Annotated in this window: 22 protein-coding genes; all 22 read left to right on the top strand. The window is 34.9% G+C overall.

The features are described from left to right. The first annotated feature begins 37 nt into the window (after positions 1 to 37). The 22 genes from TTHT_RS10295 to gltA all read left to right on the top strand — a co-directional run bounded on the left by TTHT_RS10295 (position 38) and on the right by gltA (position 20086). A complete protein-coding gene (locus TTHT_RS10295; protein ID WP_201327897.1) occupies positions 38 to 343 on the top strand; it encodes a hypothetical protein in 306 nt (101 codons plus the stop codon). Between the two features lie 91 nt (positions 344 to 434). Beyond that, positions 435 to 1259, top strand: a complete 825-nt coding sequence (locus TTHT_RS10290) for a 1,4-dihydroxy-6-naphthoate synthase (RefSeq protein ID WP_201327896.1) — start codon at positions 435 to 437, stop codon at positions 1257 to 1259. Then, positions 1259 to 2356 carry a glycosyltransferase family 9 protein gene (locus TTHT_RS10285; RefSeq protein WP_201327895.1) on the top strand — a complete coding sequence of 366 codons (1098 nt, stop codon included), beginning with the start codon at positions 1259 to 1261 and terminating at the stop codon, positions 2354 to 2356. The genes TTHT_RS10290 and TTHT_RS10285 overlap by 1 nt, the downstream gene beginning before the upstream one ends. Beyond that, complete coding sequence (locus tag TTHT_RS10280; RefSeq protein ID WP_201327894.1) at positions 2346 to 2981, top strand: M48 family metallopeptidase; 636 nt, start codon at positions 2346 to 2348, stop codon at positions 2979 to 2981. The genes TTHT_RS10285 and TTHT_RS10280 overlap by 11 nt, the downstream gene beginning before the upstream one ends. A gap of 42 nt (positions 2982 to 3023) precedes the next feature. Then, positions 3024 to 4151, top strand: a complete 1128-nt coding sequence (locus tag TTHT_RS10275) for a TlpA disulfide reductase family protein (RefSeq protein ID WP_201327893.1) — start codon at positions 3024 to 3026, stop codon at positions 4149 to 4151. 46 nt (positions 4152 to 4197) lie between these two features. Then, positions 4198 to 5097: a PfkB family carbohydrate kinase gene (locus tag TTHT_RS10270; RefSeq protein WP_201327892.1), complete on the top strand. Its 900-nt coding sequence runs from the start codon at positions 4198 to 4200 to the stop codon at positions 5095 to 5097. Further along, entirely contained in the window at positions 5094 to 5480 is a 387-nt protein-coding gene (locus TTHT_RS10265; protein WP_201327891.1) for a hypothetical protein, read from the top strand. Before TTHT_RS10270 ends, TTHT_RS10265 begins: the two co-directional genes overlap by 4 nt. Beyond that, entirely contained in the window at positions 5473 to 6597 is a 1125-nt protein-coding gene (locus TTHT_RS10260) for a murein hydrolase activator EnvC family protein (protein ID WP_201327890.1), read from the top strand. Before TTHT_RS10265 ends, TTHT_RS10260 begins: the two co-directional genes overlap by 8 nt. 11 nt (positions 6598 to 6608) lie before the next feature. Further along, complete coding sequence (locus TTHT_RS10255) at positions 6609 to 7730, top strand: S41 family peptidase (protein ID WP_201327889.1); 1122 nt, start codon at positions 6609 to 6611, stop codon at positions 7728 to 7730. Next, the gene (locus tag TTHT_RS10250) at positions 7705 to 8889 is read left to right on the top strand and encodes a divergent polysaccharide deacetylase family protein (protein ID WP_201327888.1); all 1185 of its coding nucleotides are present in this window, start codon (positions 7705 to 7707) and stop codon (positions 8887 to 8889) included. The genes TTHT_RS10255 and TTHT_RS10250 overlap by 26 nt, the downstream gene beginning before the upstream one ends. Then, positions 8876 to 10324, top strand: a complete 1449-nt coding sequence (locus TTHT_RS10245) for a PAS domain S-box protein (protein ID WP_201327887.1) — start codon at positions 8876 to 8878, stop codon at positions 10322 to 10324. Before TTHT_RS10250 ends, TTHT_RS10245 begins: the two co-directional genes overlap by 14 nt. Beyond that, positions 10325 to 12013, top strand: a complete 1689-nt coding sequence (recN, locus tag TTHT_RS10240) for a DNA repair protein RecN (protein ID WP_201327886.1) — start codon at positions 10325 to 10327, stop codon at positions 12011 to 12013. Continuing rightward, positions 12006 to 13010 (top strand): SPFH domain-containing protein, encoded by a 1005-nt coding sequence (locus TTHT_RS10235; protein ID WP_201327885.1) that lies wholly within the window; start codon positions 12006 to 12008, stop codon positions 13008 to 13010. The genes recN and TTHT_RS10235 overlap by 8 nt, the downstream gene beginning before the upstream one ends. Next, positions 13007 to 14131, top strand: coding sequence for an SPFH domain-containing protein (locus TTHT_RS10230; RefSeq protein ID WP_201327884.1), 1125 nt, complete (start codon positions 13007 to 13009; stop codon positions 14129 to 14131). Before TTHT_RS10235 ends, TTHT_RS10230 begins: the two co-directional genes overlap by 4 nt. After that, complete coding sequence (coaD, locus tag TTHT_RS10225; protein ID WP_201327883.1) at positions 14131 to 14616, top strand: pantetheine-phosphate adenylyltransferase; 486 nt, start codon at positions 14131 to 14133, stop codon at positions 14614 to 14616. Before TTHT_RS10230 ends, coaD begins: the two co-directional genes overlap by 1 nt. Positions 14617 to 14626: 10 nt before the next feature. Then, positions 14627 to 15295: a MotA/TolQ/ExbB proton channel family protein gene (locus TTHT_RS10220; RefSeq protein WP_201327882.1), complete on the top strand. Its 669-nt coding sequence runs from the start codon at positions 14627 to 14629 to the stop codon at positions 15293 to 15295. After that, positions 15296 to 15721 (top strand): biopolymer transporter ExbD, encoded by a 426-nt coding sequence (locus TTHT_RS10215; RefSeq protein WP_201327881.1) that lies wholly within the window; start codon positions 15296 to 15298, stop codon positions 15719 to 15721. It abuts the gene before it with no gap. Next, complete coding sequence (locus TTHT_RS10210; RefSeq protein ID WP_201327880.1) at positions 15702 to 16163, top strand: hypothetical protein; 462 nt, start codon at positions 15702 to 15704, stop codon at positions 16161 to 16163. The genes TTHT_RS10215 and TTHT_RS10210 overlap by 20 nt, the downstream gene beginning before the upstream one ends. After that, a complete protein-coding gene (locus TTHT_RS10205) occupies positions 16163 to 16456 on the top strand; it encodes an energy transducer TonB (RefSeq protein ID WP_201327879.1) in 294 nt (97 codons plus the stop codon). Before TTHT_RS10210 ends, TTHT_RS10205 begins: the two co-directional genes overlap by 1 nt. 3 nt (positions 16457 to 16459) lie before the next feature. Next, positions 16460 to 17713: a PD40 domain-containing protein gene (locus tag TTHT_RS10200; protein WP_201327878.1), complete on the top strand. Its 1254-nt coding sequence runs from the start codon at positions 16460 to 16462 to the stop codon at positions 17711 to 17713. A gap of 98 nt (positions 17714 to 17811) precedes the next feature. Continuing rightward, positions 17812 to 18672: a sulfide/dihydroorotate dehydrogenase-like FAD/NAD-binding protein gene (locus tag TTHT_RS10195; protein ID WP_201327877.1), complete on the top strand. Its 861-nt coding sequence runs from the start codon at positions 17812 to 17814 to the stop codon at positions 18670 to 18672. Then, complete coding sequence (gene gltA, locus TTHT_RS10190) at positions 18665 to 20086, top strand: NADPH-dependent glutamate synthase (protein ID WP_201327876.1); 1422 nt, start codon at positions 18665 to 18667, stop codon at positions 20084 to 20086. Before TTHT_RS10195 ends, gltA begins: the two co-directional genes overlap by 8 nt. Positions 20087 to 20102: the final 16 nt, after the last annotated feature.

Below are 20102 nucleotides of genomic sequence, written 5' to 3'. Positions count from 1 at the left end.
AAATAAAGAACGTAGTAAATTTTTTCAGGAGGCTGGTATGAAAATAACAAAATCGCTACTTGTTTTAACTGTCCTAATTGCATTTTTTGGAGTCTCTTGCATTGTTGAGCCTGCTCCCCACGCAAGAGCGCATGCAAGAGTAAGGTATGTTGCCCCAGGGGTAAGAGTTACCTATGTGGTAAGAGGCGGGGTAAGATACTACAGGGTGCCAAGGAGCATAAGGCCTGGTGATGTAATTATTATTGAAGGAAGAAGGTGCACTGTCAAAAAGGTAAAAAGAAACAGAGTAAAAGTTGTTTACCCCAACGGGCAAAGGTTATGGATTCATGTTGAATTCAGATAATTTTAAGGGGGTTAATCCCCCTTTTATTTTTTCTTATACAATCCTTCGTGTTAAAATTCAAAAGAAAAAGTAAGTATTTCAGGGGTTTGTAATGAAAAAGTTGAAACTGGCATATTCAACCTGTCCCAATGACACCTTTATGTTTTATGGCATTGCAGCAGGGATTTTTTCGCCTTCTTTTCAATTTGATACAGTACTTAAAGACATTGAAGAGTTAAATAAAATGGCATTTAAGGGAGAAACAGACATAACAAAGTTATCCTTTTTTGCATACTTTAAAATAGCAGACAAATTCAAAATTTTAAATTCAGGCTCTGCATTAGGAAGGGGTTGCGGCCCTCTTTTAATAGCAAAAGAAGAGTTTGATTTAAGTGATTTAAAAAATAAAAGAATAGCAATCCCCGGGAAAAACACCACGGCAAACCTTTTGTTCTCAATATTCTGCCCGGAGTGTAAAAACAAAAAAGAGGTTTTATTTTCAGAAATAGAAAATGAAATTCTAAAGGGAGAGGTTGACGCAGGGGTTATAATCCACGAAACAAGGTTTACCTACAAAATAAGGGGATTAAAAAAGCTTGTTGATTTAGGGGAATTCTGGGAAAGAGAAACCGGTAATCCCATTCCGTTGGGGCTAATTGCAGTTAAAAGGGACTATGAAAAAGAGGGGAAAGAGTTAGATAACCTTTTAAGAAAATCAATTGAATATGCATTTGAAAATCCGTCTAACACCTTACCTTACATAAAAAAATACGCTCAGGAACTTGACGAAAGTGTAATAAATTCTCATATAAACCTCTATGTAAACAAATTCTCTATTAACCTTGGGGAAGAGGGGAAAAAGGCAATAACAGACCTTTATCAAAAAGCCTATGAAATAGGGCTTGTACAAAATTTTAGAAAGGATATCTTCCTTTAATGAACGAAAAGAGAAGAGTGATTGAAAATATTTTAGGTAAAAAAATAGAAAAAATCCTCGTCTGCCGGCTGTCTGCAATAGGAGATGTGGTAAGAACGGTGCCATCTGTTGCCGCTTTGAGAAAGATTTTCCCTGATTGCAAAATTGACTGGCTTGTTGAAGACAGGTGCGCTCAAATAATTACAGGGCTTGAATACATTGACAACCTAAAAATAGTTCCGAGAAGAAAATGGAAAAGGTTAGGCCTTTTATCAAAAATCAAAGGTTACTTCAATTTCATCAACTCTGAAATAGAAAGTGAAGATTATGATTTATTTGTGGATTTTCACGGAATATTGAAAAGTGGGCTATACGGTTACTTTGCAAAAATCCCTGTAAGGCTTGGATACAGAAAACCAATAGCAAAAGAGTTGAACACCCTTTTCACAAATTACAAAATAGAAAAGGTTGAGAAAAAGCTTTCAAGGTATGAGAGAAACTTCCTCATCCCCCTTCACTTTGACAAAAATCTAAAACAGGAAAAAGCAAAACTTCCCATAGGGGAAGATAATAGAAAATTTGCAGAAGAGTGGTTAAAAGAAAATGGATTATCAGAAAAAGAATATGCTTTTATCTATCCGGGAACAAGCGCAAAGGGGAGATACAAAAGGTGGATGCCTGAAAACTATGGAAAACTATGCGATTTAATCTACCGAAAATTAAACCTTCCCTGTGTAATTGGATGGGGCCCGGGAGAAGAAGAGATAGTTGAAAAACTTGTATCAAGCGCAAAAAACAGGGTATATGTTTTGCCTTTAACCACAATGAAACAATTATCAGCCTTTATTGAAAAGGCAAAGATTTTTATAGGGGGAGACACAGGGCCAATGCACATTTCAAGCCTTGTAAACACTCCTGTTGTTACAATATTTGGCCCATCAGACCCAATAATAAATCAACCTGCAACCTTTACCCCTTTTAAGATTGTTTATGCAAACTGGCATTGCTCACCATGCAGAAATAAAAAGTGTAAAACTCTTGATTGCTTAAAGGCAATTTCTCCTGAAAAAGTGGTTGAAGAAATAGAAAAGCTTTTAAAAAAGATTGATGAAGATTGAAATTATAAGAAAAAGAATAAAAAACATTTACATAAGAGTTGATGAGGACGGCACAATAAAAGTTTCAGCACCGTATAAAACCCCAGATTCTTACATTAAACAAATTATCAACAAAAGACTATCAAAGCTTAAAAGGATTTCAGAAGAAAAGAAAAAAGCATTTGTTAATTTAGGGAATGCAAAAGAAATTCCATATCTTGGGAAAATGATTGAGGTAAAGAAAATAAAATCAAAAAAGTATAGCCTTGAATTTAGAAACAATACCCTTTTTCTACATTTAAAAGAAGTCTCCCCAGAGAAAAGTGAAGAATTGATATTAAAGTGGTACAAAGGGGAAACAAAGAGAATTGTTTTGTTGTTTATTGAAAAGTATTTACCCTTAATTTCAAGAAAAATAAACAGAATCAGTGTAAAAAACATGAAAACAAGGTGGGGCTCGTGCAATTCAAAAAAGGGATACCTTAACTTTAGCCTGAAACTTGCTCAAAAGCCAATAAAGGGCATTGAATATGTGGTTGTTCATGAATTGACACATCTTATACATGCAAATCACTCAAAAGAGTTTTATAATAGGTTGGAAAGGCTTATGCCTGACTATAAGAAAGCAAAGGAAACACTTTATTAAATACTTTCGTCTAACCTAACGATGAAATAAAAAGGAGTAAATATGAAAAAGAAAATAATTTTATTTTTGATTCCCCTGTTTGCATTAAACCTCTTTGCAGGATTAAAAAATGACTACAATGAAACATTAAAAAAGCTTAAAAAAGAGGCAAACCTGATTGCAACAGAGAATGAGCTTATTAGTTTTAACAAAAAAGTAAAGTCAACTTACCTGAATTTAATTAAAGAAAACCAATCAAATCTAACAGACGAAGAAAAGATTTTAGCCGCAAGGCTATTAAATGAAATTGATATGCCTGAAAAAGCGCTATCGTTTTTAAAAAAGGTAAAAATCAACAAAGAAAATAAAAATTATTATTACGCAACTCTGGGGCAAACATACTTTTTGTCGGGAAAATACAATGAAGCTATAAAGAGTTTTGAAACAATAAATTACTCCCAGCCAAGGGTTGCTCTTGATTTTATAAATGTTGGTTTTGGTTTGTTAAAGAGAGAAAAATACCAGTTGGCAAAAAAGGTTTTCCAGAAAGTATTGTCCGCACAGGTAAATAATATTAATGTTAGATACTTTGCCGCATTGGGAATGATGGAATACTTTGAATTGCAAAACAAAATAAAAGAGGGGGAAAATTATTTTTCAGAAATCTTAAAAACAATATCAGACAAAAATGAAAAAACATTGATTGACAATGTTGCAAGCCAGTTGGAGTTGATAGGCAAACCTGCCTTTGAACTATCAAACACTGTTCTTACTTTTAATAAAGATAAAATTTCAATATCACAAAACAAAGGGAAATATACATTAATATTCTTCTTTGCCGGCCGTTCAATAGGAAGTGTTATAGCAATGCCCTACATTGACGGAGTCTATACAAAATACAAAAACAGAATTTCAGTTATAGGGATTAACCTCTTCCCCAAAAAGGTTGACTTTGAAAAGCAGAAAAAGTTCTTTACCTGGTATATAACACAGAATAAAAAGATTAAATACCCTGTCGCAATTTTAGAAAACGATAAAACTTACAAAGATTACAGGGTTTATACACTCCCCCATTTTGTTTTTATAGACCCTGAAGGGAAAATTTCAAAAATATTCATAGGCTTTCCTCAAAGACAGTTTAACCCAATGCTTTCATACCTTGAAAAAATAGGGAAGAATAAGAAAAAGTGATTTGTGGTAAAATCTAAAAGCAAAAAAAGAATGTCAGGAGATTGAAATGGCAATAATCGCAGTTGGTTCTGTTGCTTACGATTCTTTAAAAACCCCGTTTGGAGAAAGGGAAAGGGTTTTAGGCGGTTCTGCAACACACTTTTCAATGGGAGCATCCCTCTTTACAAAGGTTAACCTTGTTGGAGTTGTTGGTAAGGATTTTAGAGAAGAGGATATTGAACTATTAAGGAATAGAGGGGTAAACCTTGAAGGGCTTGTTCAAAAAGAAGGCAAAACATTTTTCTGGAAAGGGGAGTACAGGGAAAACCTCAACGAGGCTATAACCCATGACACCCAGTTAAATGTATTTGCTGAGTTTGACCCGGTAATCCCTGAATCCTATATGGATTCAAATATTCTATTTTTAGGCAATATCCACCCTGAACTCCAATTAAAGGTAATCAATCAGGTTGAAAACAAGGTTAAGTTTATCGCAGCAGACACAATGAATCTGTGGATAAACACAACCCCTGAACAGTTAAAAGAGGTTATAAAAAGGGTAAACCTTATATTTGTGAACGACGGAGAGGCAAGGCTTTTAACAGGGGAAAAAATTGTTGTTAAAGCAGCAAAAAAAATCCTTGATATGGGCCCTGATTTTGTATGCATAAAAAGAGGAGAGTACGGCGCATCTCTATTTTCAAAAAATGATACTGCACTTCTTCCTGCCTTCCCTGTTGAAAAGGTTATAGACCCAACAGGTGCAGGAGACACATTTGCTGCAGGATTTTTAGGGTATGTGGACAAGTACGGAAACTTTTCCTTTGACACATTCAGAGAAGGATTAAAGGTTGGAACAGTGCTTTCTTCATTTCAAATAGAGGATTTCAGTGTTGACAGAATGAGAACATTAACTTTAACAGAGGTGGAAAACAGGCTTAACCTTTTTAGAAAATTTATTAGATGAGAGGGGAAAAACTGGATTTTTTAGACATTAGCAAATTAGACAAAAATCAAAAAAGGGTTTTTTTCTTAAATGTATTTTTCCCTGGGTTAGGTTTTTTTTACTGCAAAGAATTCCTTTTAGGCACTATTTTTGGAATTCTATCGGTGCTGTCAATCGGTGGCGGAATTTTATTGATTTTTAAAATCCCTATAGCAACTCTTTTTTTGTGGATTTTAGGGGTATCCTTACACCTTTTAGGTATATTTTATTCAACAAAGATTACAGTAAAAACACAATCAACCTTTATTGCATCTGTCTATATTCTTGTTTCCCTGGCTTTTTTAACATATTGTTTTATAGAGTTTTTCTCAAAACTCTTAACTGTTTTTAAAATCAATGTTTAATAGAAAAGTTTTTCTAATAATCCTCACAATTCTATTTTTTTCTCATAATCTATACCCATCTGAAAGCCTTGTCTTCACATTAAAAGAAAACATAAAGGAGCTGGAACAGAATTATAACCGTCTTAAACAGCAGGCAAAAACAGTTAGCGACAATATTGAGTTAATTTCAAGAAAAATAGAGATTTTAAAAACAAAAACAAAAATGCTTAGACTGAAAAAAATAGAGACTGAAAAAGAGATAAAAGAACTAAAAAGCGAAATAAAAAAACTGCAAAAAGATATAGAAGAAACAAAAAAATATCTAAAAATAAGAATAAAAGAGCTGTACAAAAAGGGAGATTACACAACACTTGAAGCATTACTATCCCCATCAAAGGAACAGGAGTATCTATACCAGCTAAACACTCTTTCCTATTTAAGCGATAAAGATAAGAAGCTTTTAAGAAAATTGAGAAAACTCACCGATGAAAAAGAGCAAAAGGTAAAAATGCTTGAATTTGAAAGAAAAGACCTTGAAGAAACAATAAGCCAGCTCTCCGACACCAAAAAACAACTTTCTCAAACTTTAAGGGAACAAAAAAGGCTTTTTAAACAACTAAAAAGAAAAAAATCAAGGTATGTATCTCTATTAAAAGAAAGAAACAGGCTTTTAAAATTACTTGTTGAATCATTATCAAAAAAACCAACCCCTCAAAACCCATCTGCAATTCCAATGGATAAATTCAAAGGATTGCTTTCCCTACCTGTCAGTGGGAGGCTTATTGAAAGGTTCGGCACATACAGAATTGGGAAATACAGGGCAAAGATAAAAAACAACGGCATAACCTTAAAGGTAAGAAAGGGGAAAAAGGTCAAAGTCTTTTACGATGGAGTGGTTGTTTTTGCAGACTGGTATAAAAGTTACGGCAAACTTATAATAATTGACCACGGTTTTGGATACTACACTTTTTATGCACATCTTGACAAAATTTTTGTTAAAATCAATCAGACAGTATCAAAGGGAGATGTAATAGCAACAACGGGAAATACAGCATCTTTACAGGGCTATATATTTCATTTTGAAATATGGCATAATAAAAAGCCTTTGAATCCGCTAAAATGGGTAAAAAAGAGATAGAGGAGAAAAAAATGAAATCAAAGATTAAATTAATAGTTTTTGTTTTGCTAATTGCTTTTATTAGCTCTTACGCTTTTATTAAATTTAAAAAATCAAGGGACGAAGACCCCTACAAAATGTTTGGAATATTTGCAAAGGTTTACGATATTGTAATCCAAAGATATGTTGAGCCTGTTGACCAGAATAAATTGATTTTAGGTGCCTACAGAGGGGGAGTGCAAAGCTTAAATGAAGACAACAGTTTTATTACAAAAGACATTATGGAAAAGATAAAAGACAGGTTTAATTATAAGGGAAACATAGGTATTAAGGTTACAAAAAGGGGGAATTACGCACAGGTTGTTTACTCAAACCCTGAAAGCGACGCATTCAAAGCAGGGATAAAGCCTGGCACAATAATTAGAAAAATAAATAGTATGCAGGCATTTAATATGTCTCTGTACGAAATAAACGCAATGCTTCACGGAAAGGTTGGAGATAAAATTGCAATAGACTTCTATTCAACAGACCTCTCAAAAGATATAGAAAAACAGTTTGAGTATAAGGAATACAAACCTGTTGATTTTAAGATAGACACAATAAAAAACGCAAAAGTCTTTAAACTCTTTAGATTTACAAAAGAATGCTTTGAAAATATGAAAAACTACATAAAAGAAAACGATACCCCCATAATAGACATAAGGTATTCAATGGACGACAATTATGAAGAAATGGTAAACTTTGCATCCTACCTTAAGGGAGAGCCTCTGTCTGTGCTTGCAAAAACCAAAGAAAAAGAAGAGGAAATCAAATCAACCATTCAGGAAAAATTTGACGGCAAAAAAACCTTATTCCTCGCTACATCTTCTCTTACAATGGGTGCAGCTGATGTCTTTGCAAACCTGCTTAAAGGAACACCCTACATTAAGACAGTAGGGGGAAGAACAAGCGGAAGTGCATACAAATACCAGACATTTAAATTGAAATCAGGAGATTATGTAAATATAGCGGTAAAGATGTTTAAGCCGCTAACCAAAAAAGGGCTTTTACCAGATATTAGAAGCTTTATTGATGACGACGAAATTATTGACGCTGTAAGAAGATACAAAAAAGAAGAGAAAAAAGATAATGGCGACGAAAAAAAGGCGGCCTAAAAGAAGAAAAAAAAAGAACCTGTCTATACTAAAATGGACATCTGCAATTTTTGCAATAGTAATTATCGGGATATTTTTATACTTTCTTTTTAACTCTCCAAATAGAAGTAAGAGTGTTGAGCAGGCTATTAAAAACGCGTACCACAAAACCTTAAACTCAAAGCCTGTTGTTGAAAAAACCTTTGACGAAAAGGCAAACATTGTTTACAAGGTTAATATTCCACTTAAATCAAAAAGAGGTTTTTTAAAAAACCTTAGAAAACAAATCCCATCAAATTTTAAAATAAAAGAAATAGATACAAAGAATAAGATACTTTTAAAGGTTGATAGCGGGAAAGAGATATCAAAAATTCTCATCACCCTGAAACAAAAAACAAGAAAACCTAAAATTAAAAAGAAAACAAAGCAAAAGTATATGTATGAAGAGCCATTACCGAAAGAAACTGCAAAACAAAGAAAGTATAAAAAAAGGATTAAAATCAAAGGACAACCTCTCGTCGCAATTGTTATAGACGATTGTGGAATTGGTCATATGGAATCTTTTGAAAAAGCCCTTACAATCCCCTACCCCATAACATTTGCAGTACTTCCATTCAGAACTTATTCAAAAAGATGCGCTTACCTTGCAAACGGGAAAGGTTACAGAGTAATACTTCACATGCCTATGGAACCTATCAGCTATCCAAAAGCAGACCCTGGCCCAGGTGCAATATTTAAAACTGATAGAAAAAAAGAGATTTTACAAAAACTTAACAATGCCTTTTCAAACATTGTTTTTGCCGAAGGGTTTAATAACCATATGGGGTCTGCAATTACACAGTCCCGATTTGCGGTAAGGGTTTTTCTATCATACGCTGAAAAACACGGGAAATTCTTTTTAGATTCAAGGACAACCCCTCACACAGTGGTTGAAGAAGAGGCTAAAAAACTTGGGATAAAAGTTCTTTCAAGGGATGTTTTTCTGGACAATGTAATAGAATATTCTCACATAAAAAAACAGTTAGAAGAAACTGTTAAAAAGGCATATGAGCATGGCTACGCAATTGCAATTGGGCACAATTACCCAACAACAATTAATGTTTTATCAAAAGAAATGCCTAAACTTGACAAAAAGGTAAACTTTGTTTTTGTCAGGGATCTATACTATGGAACATATTGACAAGTTTAAAAAAATACTTGAAAACACAAATATTGGCATTTTAGAAACAGACATAAATGGAAAAATAATCTACATAAATAAAAAGGCCAAAGAGGTTATAGGATTAAAATTTCCACGCAACAACCCTCTTTTCGTATGGGAAATACTCAAAAATGGAAAAAACGAGTTCAACAAAATTGTAAAACTTATTGAAAAAAACAAAAACGGAATTGAAGGGTATGAAACAAAGATAATAAGTGAAGAGATAAAAAACATCTGGGTGGATGTAAATGTCACCCCCCTCAAAGACAGAGAAACAGAAGGGTATTTGATATTTTTCAAAGATGTAACAAAGAAGAAAATCCTTGAAGAAAAGGCTAAGGAAACAACGCTCTACCTGAAAAACATACTAAACGACTCTGCTGATGCAATTCTTGGGATTACCCTTGAAAACAAAATATTCCTCTGGAACAAAGGGGCTGAAGAGATTTACGGCTACACAGCAGATGAAGTTTTAGGAAAACACATAGATATACTAATCCCTGAAAAATTAAAAAAGGAAAATGAATCTGAAAAAATAATAAAAGAAGCGCTAAAAAAAGGGTATTTGAAAAATTACATTACAGAAAGAAAGAGAAAAGACGGAGAAATAATCAAGGTAAACATAACAAGAAGCGCAATAAGGGATTTAGAGGGGAGAATATTTGGTTTTTCAGCAATAGTAAGGGATATTACCGAACAGGAAAAAATGCAACAAAAATTAATTCAATCTGAAAGGCTTTCAATTGTAGGGAGAATGGCATCTCAGGTTGCACACGAAATAAGAAACCCACTTGCCTCAATCTCTTTAAACCTTGAATTGCTTGAAGAAGAAATAGAGGAAATAGATTTAGATAAACCTAAAAAGATGGAATTAACATCATTAATAAAAACTATCACATCAGAAGTATCCCACATAAACAATATAACAGACGATTACCTCTCATTTGTAAGAATGCCTGTTTTAAAAAAATCAAAGGAAAACCTTCATTCAATTGTTGAAGACATATACAATTCATTAAAAAACCTTCTTATAACAGCAAGGATTAAGTTTGTTCATCACAAACAAAACATACCTCTAATCCCTGTTGACTACAATCAGGCTCGAAGGGCTATTTTAAACATAATCAAAAATGCAATAGAGGCAATAGGAAACGATGGCAAAATAGAAGTTTTTACAAGGAATTACAGAGAAAAGAAAAGACTATGCCTGTACATAAAAGATAGTGGAAGCGGAATACCTGAAGACAAACTTGATAAGATATTTGAGCCATTTTACACTACAAAGGCAACAGGAAGTGGATTGGGGATGCATATAACCTATCAGATAATGAAGGAACACGGTGGAGAAATAAAAATAACTTCCCGGGAAGGCAAAGGCACAACTGTTTCACTTTGCTTTCCAACGGAGGGATAAATGCTAAGTTTTCTCAAAATTCAAAACCTTGCCATAGCCGATGACATTTCTCTTGAAATCCCGGAAGGGTTTACCGTGTTAACAGGGGAAACAGGAGCAGGAAAATCAATAGTTGTAGATGCAATAGCACTACTTTCAGGTGCAAGGGCTTATAGAGAATTAATTAGAACTGGAGAAGACAAGGCGGTTGTTGAGGGAATATTTGAAAACCTGTCAGAAGAAACTGTCAATATGTTGAAACAAATGGACATAGAAACTGACGGAAGTTTAACTGTAAAGAGGGTAATTTTAAAGAATGGAAAAAACAGGGTTTTTTTAAACGACAGACTTACAACCCTTTCATTCCTTGAAGAGATTGGGAAAAAACTTGTTGAGATACACTCTCAAAACGACCAGATACAATTGTTAAACACTGAAAATCACTTAAATTACCTTGACATTTTTGGTAGCCATTCCAGTTTGCTACAAAAAGTAAATATCCAGCATCAAAAGGTAATGAAAGAAAAAGAAAAATTAAAAAAACTAAATATTAGTGAAAAAGAAAAAAATCAGAGAATAGATATGCTTAAATTCCAGATATCTGAGATTAAAGAGCTTAATTTAAAAGAAAATGAGATAGAAGAATTAACAGAGAAAAAGAAATTCTTAAAAAACATTGAAAAGATAAAAGAAAACATTGACATTGCCAGTGAAATACTAAACAGTGAACCATCCCTTTTTGAACAAATAAAAAATCTTCAAAGGGCAATTGAATCACTTGCAGGCTACAGAGAAAACCTGAAAGTGTATTCAGAAGAGATAAGCAACTTTCTCAACAATCTCAAAGAAATTGATTTAGAATTAGGAGAAATCACCTATTCCCTTGAAAGTGAAGATTTATCCCTTGACCAGATAGAAAACAGGCTTTACCAGATAGAAAAAATTCAAAACAAATACGGAGACAGCTATGAAGAAATAATGGAATTTTTAAAAAATGCAGAAGAAGAACTATCAACCCTGGAAGAGTTAAACTTTAAACTAAAAGAGCAAAGGCAAAGAGTTATAGAGGAAACAAAAAAGTATCTTGAATTAGCAGTTGAATTAAGCAAAAAGAGAAAATTAACAGCAAAGAAATTTGAAAAAAAACTTACCGAAGAATTAAAACAACTTGCAATGGAAAATGTTGTAATAGATTTTAGAATAAGCTCAAAAAATATCCCTGAAAAAGAAGAAGAGATTTTAAACTTTAACACAGGTGAAAACGGTATTGACTCTGGAGAAATATTTATATCACCAAATATAGGGGAAGAGCCAAAGCCACTTGCAAAAATTGCATCAGGGGGAGAATTGTCAAGGGTAATGCTTGCAATAAAGGTTTTAACTCACGAAGATGTAAACAAATTAACTGTTTTTGACGAAATAGATACAGGAATAGGGGGAGAAACGGCATTTTATATCGGCGAAAAACTAAAAAAACTCTCCCAGAACAGGCAGGTGCTTTGCGTTACCCACCTTGCACAAATTGCATCAAAAGCAGATAACCACTTTTACATTGAAAAGATAGTATTTGAAGGTAGAACTAAAACAATGATAAAATTACTAAATAAGGAAGACAGGGTAAAAGAAATAGCAAGAATGTTAGGGGGAGACAGGTTTTCAAAAACCTCTTTAAACCATGCAAAAGAACTTTTAGGGGGAATAAATGGGTAAGGCTCTAAGCGTAATAATAATAGTGCTTTTAATAATACTGATACCTTTTTGCTACTTTTCCTTTAAACAGGTAAAGGTAGGGGAAGTTGGGGTTAAAACAAGGTTATTGCCAATAACAGGTAAAAGAGGCATAAGCAAAAAAACATTAAAAACAGGATTGCATCTTGTAATTCCTTTAGCTGAAAAACTTGATATTTTTAATGCAAGGATTCAAAAATTAGACTTTGTTGCTCCTGAAAATTTAAAGAGAAAGAAAAATGACCAAAACATCTATGTACAAACCAGTGACGGTACATTTGTTTATGTTGATGCAACCTTACTTTTTCAAGTCGACGAAGATAATGCACATAAACTTCTTGCAACTTTAGGGCACAATTATATTGAAAAAAAGGTCAGGCCTGAATTTATAAGTGTTGTAAAAGCAAAATTAGGAGAATTAAAGGCAGAAGATTTTTTCAATCCTGAAATAAGGGAAGCAAAGGTAAAAGAAGCACTAAGCGAATTAAATAACAGGCTAAAACCAAACGGAATAAAAGCTGTCAATATACTTGTTAGAGACTATTTTTACTCAGAAGAATATGAAAACGCAATTAAAGAGAAAAAGATTGCAGACCAGATTAAACTTCTAAACAAAGTAAAAACTGAAGCTGCTAAAAGGTATGCTGAATTAAAAAAGACTGAGGCTTACGGAGATGCCCTTGCAAACATTGAATTAGAAAGGGGAAACGCTGAAGCAAAAAAAATCAAAGCAGACGCTGATAACTATTTAAAACTAAAACAGGCTGAAGCGAAAAAAGAGATAGAAACTGCAAAGGCAAAGGGAGACGCGCTTATTCAAAAAGCATTTACAGGACAGGGAGGCAAAAACATAGTAGGGCTTGAAATGGCGGAAGTGCTAAAGGGATTGGATAAAATAATAATTCAATCAGGCGGGAAAAACGGAGTTAACCCCCTTGATGTAAACTCATTACTTAAATTAAGCGGGGTGAAAAAATGAGAAAAGCCATATGGATATTAATAGTTTTAGGTTTTTTGGGGCTTTACTTTTACACATGCACAATTCATGTTGATACAAATGAGGTGGGAGTAAAAATAGTTTACCTTAACCCATTCGGGGAAACAGGGGTTGTTGATAAGGCTTACGGCACAGGGTATCACTTTTTCTTTCCCCCGTTTACAGGCTTTGCAAAGGTAAAGAAAACAGAGCAAAGGCTTGATATGGTTGCCCATAAAAAAAGCGGGGAAACCTGGGTTGGCAATGATTTAAAACTAAAAACATCAGGTGGAAACGATGTATGGGTAGATTTAATAGTAACCTGGAAGGTAATACCTGAAAAAGCCTTTCTCTGCGTGAAAGAAGTTGGGGAAGACACCTCAAAAATTCAGACAAACATAATTAAGCCTGAAACAAGGGCTGCACTGAGGTTTTTCTTAGGAAAACTCACAAGTGAAGAGTTTTACGAGGCAAAAAAAAGGCAAAAGGCTGTGGAAGAAACGAAAAAATTCCTGAACAAAAGGCTTGAAAAAATAGGGCTTAAGATAACAGACATACTTTTAAAAGATTACAGATTTAACGAAAGGTACCAGAGCGCTATTGAACAGAGAAAGGTTTATGAGCAAAAAACACTTGAATACATAGCATTAACAAAGGCTGCAATGGAAGATGCAAAGAGAAAACAATTTGAAGCTAAAGCTGAAGCTAACAAGGTAGTTGAGAAGGCTAAAGGAGAATTAGAGCAGGCAAAACTTAAAGGGGATGCAATACTTTACGCTGCACAGAAAAATGCAGAAGCCCTCTATGCCCTTAAAAAAGCAGAGGCCAATGCCTTAACTGAATTAAACAAAGCTTTAAGCGGAAGTGGAGGAGAAAACCTTGTAGCAAAAAGGCTATTAGAAAGCCTGAAAGGGAAAGAGATTACCATTATACCTGTTTCAGACAACGGAACAGTTTCATTTGTTGACATAAACTCTCTGCTTTCAAACCTTGCAGCAAACAAGGTGATAAAAAAAATAGAAGAGAAAAAGATTATTAAACAAGAAAAAGAAATTAAATCAGATAAGAAAAATGAAGACAAAAAAGATATTGAAAAAGAAACTAAAAAGGAGAAGGCTGATTAATGTGTGTTAAAGCTGTTTACCCTGGTTCATTTGACCCTATAACCTACGGACATATTGACATAATTGAGAGAGGAATAAACCTGTTTGACAAAGTTGTTGTTGCAATACTTATTAACCCCAAAAAACAGCCTTTATTCACAGTGGAAGAAAGGCTTGAAATGATAAGAGAATCCTTGAAAACATTCCCCCAGGAAAAGATAGAAATTTCAAGTTTCTCTGGGCTACTTGTAGATTACGTTAAAAAGATAAATGCAAAAGCAATACTAAGGGGAATAAGGGCTATTTCAGACTTTGAATACGAATTTCAGATGGCTTTAACAAATAGAAGGCTGTTAAAAGATGTTGATACTGTTTTTATGATGCCTGATGAAAGGTACTCCTATCTATCTGCAAACCTTGTAAGGGAAATTGCATTATTCGGTGGGGATGTATCACATTTTGTACCTGAGCATGTTGCTGAAAAATTAAAAGAAAAATTTAAATAAGGGGAATAAAATGTTAGATATAATTGAGATTGCCAAACAATCAGGGATTGTTTCAAGGCTTGTTATTCTTGTGCTTCTAATACTATCGATTGGCTCATGGAAAATAATAATTCAAAAAATAATGCAGTTTAAAAAAGCAAGAAAACAATCAAAGGAGTTTTTAAAAATATTCAGGACATCAAACAAATTCAATGAAATAAGGGAAGCGTGCAAGCCTTTTATTTACAGCCCACAGGCAGGGTTGTTTATTGCAGGTTTTTCAGAGCTATCTTTTCAACTAAAAAACCAGCCAACAAGTGTTGGGAAACCTAAAATAAAAAGCCTTGATTCAATAGCAAGGGTTTTAGACAGGGCAAAGATTGTCGAGGTGGGAAGGTTTGAAAAATCATTGAATTTTCTTGCAACAACCGCTGCAGCAGCCCCATTTGTAGGGTTGTTTGGCACTGTTTGGGGGATTATAGACGCATTTGAAGCAATAGGGGTTCACCAAAGCACATCCTTGGTTGCAGTAGCACCGGGTATTGCAGAAGCTTTAATAACAACTGCCGCAGGTTTGATTGTTGCAATCCCAGCTTTATGGGGATACAACCACTTTGTAAACCAGATTAAAGATATATCTGCTGAAATTGAGGATTTTACCCTTGAATTCTTAGGCATAGTGGAAAGGAATTTTTCATAAATGGGAGCAACACCTGACAACAACAAGGGAAAACAACTTGCAGAAATCAATGTTACTCCGTTAGTTGATGTTGTACTTGTTTTGCTAATTATCTTTATGATTGCAGCCCCTATGATGAAAAGCGGGATAGACATTAACCTGCCTAAAACAACAGCAGGGAAACCAATTGAAGCAAACAAACTTGTTATTACCCTGACCAAAAAAGGGGAAATTTTTATTGACGACAAAGAAATTCACCCGGGGATTTTTGAAGAAAAGATAAAAAAAATAGCAAAGCTTAAAAATGAGGTATTCCTTCAGGCTGACGAATCCGTCCCCTATGGGAAGGTTATTAAACTTTTAGGCATGTTAAAGAAAAACGGCATTGAAAATGTATCTCTTGTGGTCAACCCGATAGAAGAAAAAAATGGCAAAATTAGCAATTAACATCCTTATTGAAAAAAGAAAAAGTATTGAAAAAGACTCAAAGATATTCTCCCTATTTTCCCTGCTTATCCACGCATTTTTCATTGTGCTTCTATTCTTATATGCAGGTTACTCAAGGTATAAAGAAACAAAAAAACCAAAGGTTTATAGGGTATCAATAGCAACATTACCCGCTCTTTCAACTGGAGGTAAATCATCAAATCTAAAAGCCAAAACAAAAAAGGTAGAAACACACAAAACAAGCCAAAAACTAAAACCTAAAAAGCCTAAACCTAAATCCAAAAACAAAGCAATAGGGATTAACACGAAAAAGAAAAAAACAAAACTTCAAAACCAAAAACCCAACACCCAGTATCCAACACCCAGTACCCAACATCCAACACCCAAAACCCCCACTCAGGAACCCCCAAAAAAGGTTTCTCAGGCAATGCCTCTTCAATAATGGATTTAGACACAACAAGCTTTGATTACGCATACTACCTTGCAATAGTGAGGGATAAAATAGGCAATAACTGGATAAGAACATACACAGGAAGCGGAAAGGTAAAGGTTTACTTCAAGATCATGAAAAACGGGGAGATAAGGGATGCCAAAGTGGAAGTATCAAGCGGAAATCCCGGGCTTGACAGGCTTGCTTTGGAGGCTGTTTTAAAATCAAACCCTTTACCACCCTTACCAGAAGGGTTTAGAGAAAATTTTATAGGAATTCATATCTGGTTTAATTATGAGGAGTGACATATGAAAAAAATTGCTTTTTTGCTTTTATTTATCTTTACCCTGCCCGCCTTTTGTCAGCAGGAGTTTGAAATCAACCTGTCAACAAAGGGATATAGTTTAATAAACATTGCAGTTGATAGGTTTAAGGGAAATTTTGAAAAAAGAGAAGATATGAGGCAGATTTTAATTAGAGATTTAAAACTATCAGGAATATTTTCACCTATTAAAGACTACGCCATTAACCTTGTTACAAATGAAAAAGAAAACAGATGCAAAAAATTCCTGTCAATTGAAGCAAAGATACTTGTAGAAGTTGAAATATCAATGGAAAACAATATGCTTGTGCTATACGGAAAAGTTACCGACCTTGAATCCTGCAAAATGATTTTTAAAAGACAGTACAAGGGCAGCACAGACTCCCAGAAAGAATTAATTCATACATTTGCAGACGACATTGTTTTTGCCTTCACAGGCACAAGGGGGATATCAAACACAAAAATAGCCTTTGTTTCTGATAGAACAGGACATAGGGAAGTTTTTATAATGGATTACAATGGAGATAATATAAGACAGCTTACAAAACTTAATTCAACAACGCTTTTCCCTGCTGTATCACCTGATAGAAAGATAATAGCCTTTACATCATATAGAGATAATAACCCTGATTTATTTCTCTACTTTTTAGGTGGGAAAATAAAAAGGATATATCATGCTGAAGGGATAGGCTCAACCCCTGATTTTTCCCCGGATGGAAAGCTAATGGTTTTTTCAGCATCTAAAAACGGAAACACTGATATATATCTTTTTCACATAGATAGTGGAGAGATTGAAAGGCTAACAAAAAGTCCCGCTATCGATACATCCCCCAAGTTTTCACCTAACGGAAAGGCAATTGTGTTTACCTCCGACAGGTATGGCTCTCCTCAAATTTATACAATGACTGTTGAAGGGTTAAACATCACAAAAATAAGAACAGTTGGCACCTACAATGACCAGCCCTGCTGGTCTCCAGACGGAAAATACATAGCATACTCATCTATGAAAAAGGGGAAATTCCAGATTTATCTCTATGTCTTTGCAACTGGAGAGAATATCCAGTTAACCAGAGATATGGGTTCTTGTGAAAATCCTGTTTTTTCCCCTGACTCAAGAAGGATAGCATTTCAATCTAATAAAACAGGGAAATACCAGATATACTCAATGAATATTAATGGAAGTAACGTTGTTAAACTAACATCAAAAGGAAACAACACCTGCCCATACTGGGTTAAATAACGAGCTTTTTATGTGATATTTTTCTTTTTCCCTTCCGTTTTAGGTAAAAATTTGATAATTTTAAAAATGGGAATTTATAATTTAATGCGAGGTGGAAAATGTATCTAATCAAGGAAATCAAAGAGATAGCGCCAAAGATAAAAAAGATGGTGCTTGAAGCTCCTCTTCTTGCTAAAAAACACAAAGCAGGACAATTTGTAATGGTAATTAATACCGAAAAAGGGGAAAGAATCCCACTAACAATTGCTGACAAAGACCCGGAAAAAGGTGAAATTACACTAATTTTTCAAGAGGTTGGAAAATCAACAATTGAAATGGGGTTAAGAAAACCCGGGGAATACATCTATGATGTTGTTGGCCCATTAGGTAGACCAACCCATATCATTAACTATGGAAATGTTGTTTGCATAGGCGGTGGAGTTGGAACCGCCCCTCTCTACCCTATAACAAAAAAAATGAAGGAAACAGGGAACTACATTATTACAATTTTAGGGGCAAGGAATAAAGACCTTTTTATACTTGAAAAGGAAATGGAAAGTGTGAGTGATGAATTTTATCAGACTACAGACGACGGAACAAAGGGAAGACACGGGCTTGTTACAGATGAATTACAGGCTTTAATAGATTCAGGCAAAAAAATAGACCTTGTTCTTGCGATAGGTCCTGCGATAATGATGAAATTTGTCTCCCTATTAACCAAAAAGTACAATATCCCCACTATGGTAAGTTTAAACTCTATTATGGTAGACGGAACAGGAATGTGTGGAGCATGCAGGGTATCTGTCGGAGGAGTTACAAAGTTTGTATGCGTTGATGGCCCTGAATTTGACGGCCATCAGGTAAACTTTGATGAGCTTTTAAAAAGACAGGCAATGTATAAAGATATGGAAGAGATAGCATTAAAAAAATTCCTTGAAGAACTAAAGAAAAAAGAACCCTGCGGAGGTTGTCATGCCTGATAAAAAGTGGATACCACAGCCAAAGAGGCCAAGAACCCCTATTCCTGAGCAAAAACCGGAAGAGAGAAGAAGAAACTTTAAAGAGGTAGCATTAGGATACACAGCAGAACTGGCAATACAGGAGGCTTACAGATGCCTTCAGTGTAAAAATCCTCTATGCGTTGAAGGATGCCCGGTAGGAATTGATATCCCCGGATTTATCAGGCATATAGGAGAGGGAAGGTTTGAAGAAGCATACTACACTCTAAAAAAATACAATTTTCTCCCTGCAATTTGTGGAAGGGTTTGCCCTCAGGAAAGCCAGTGTGAAAAGTTCTGTATTATGGGGAAAAGGTTTAAACCTGTGGCTATCGGAAGGCTGGAAAGGTTTGCAGCAGACTACTTTATGGAAAGCGGTAAAAAAGAAGACTTTAAAATAGACCCTCCTTCAGGGAAGAAGGTTGCTATAATTGGCTCAGGCCCTGCTGGTTTAACCTGTGCTGGAGAGCTTGCAAAAAAGGGACACAAGGTTACAATATTTGAAGCTCTACACAAACCTGGAGGAGTGCTTGTTTACGGTATTCCAGAGTTCAGATTACCGAAAAGAATAGTTGATATTGAAGTTGAAAACCTGAAAAAAATGGGAGTTGAAATAAAAACCTCAGCAATAATAGGAAAACTTTACACAATTGATGAATTACTTGAGGAAGAGGGTTTTGATGCTGTGTTCATTGGCACCGGGGCTGGGCTTCCTTACTTTATGGGCATTCCTGGAGAAAACCTCAACGGTGTATATTCAGCAAACGAGTTTTTGACAAGGGTAAACCTGATGAGGGCATATATGTTTCCTGAAGCAGACACCCCGGTAAAAATAGGGGAGAAAGTAGCTGTAGTTGGATGCGGTAACACTGCACTGGACGCAGCCAGAACCGCCTTAAGATTAGGTGCTAAAGAAACCCACATTGTTTACAGAAGAAGTAAGGGTGAAATCCCAGCCAGAGAAGAGGAAGTACAACACGCTATTGAAGAGGGCGTGCAATTTAACCTATTAACCAACCCTATTGAAATTATTGGAGATGAAAATGGATGGGTTAAAGCATTAAAATGCATAAGAACAAGATGTGGGGAGCCTGACGAAAGTGGAAGAAGAAGGCCTATTCCAATAGAGGGAAGTGAATTTGAATTTCCTGTAGATACTGTAATTATGGCAATCGGGCAGGGACCAAACCCATTAATTCAGGAAACACAGCCTGATATTGAAGTGAAAAGATGGGGAATTATTAAAATAGACGAAGAAGGTAGGACAAGCAAAAAAGGGGTTTTTGCAGGGGGAGATATTGTAACAGGCGGAGCTACCGTTATTCTCGCTATGGGACAGGGGAAAAAAGCGGCACAGGCAATAGATGAATACCTGAAAACAGGAAAATGGGCATAAAAAAAGCGGGGAAAAC

The sequence above is a fragment of the Thermotomaculum hydrothermale genome, assembly GCF_016592575.1.
GTDB classification, from domain to species: domain Bacteria; phylum Acidobacteriota; class Holophagae; order Thermotomaculales; family Thermotomaculaceae; genus Thermotomaculum; species Thermotomaculum hydrothermale.
This window is presented reverse-complemented; position numbering and strand designations above follow the sequence as displayed.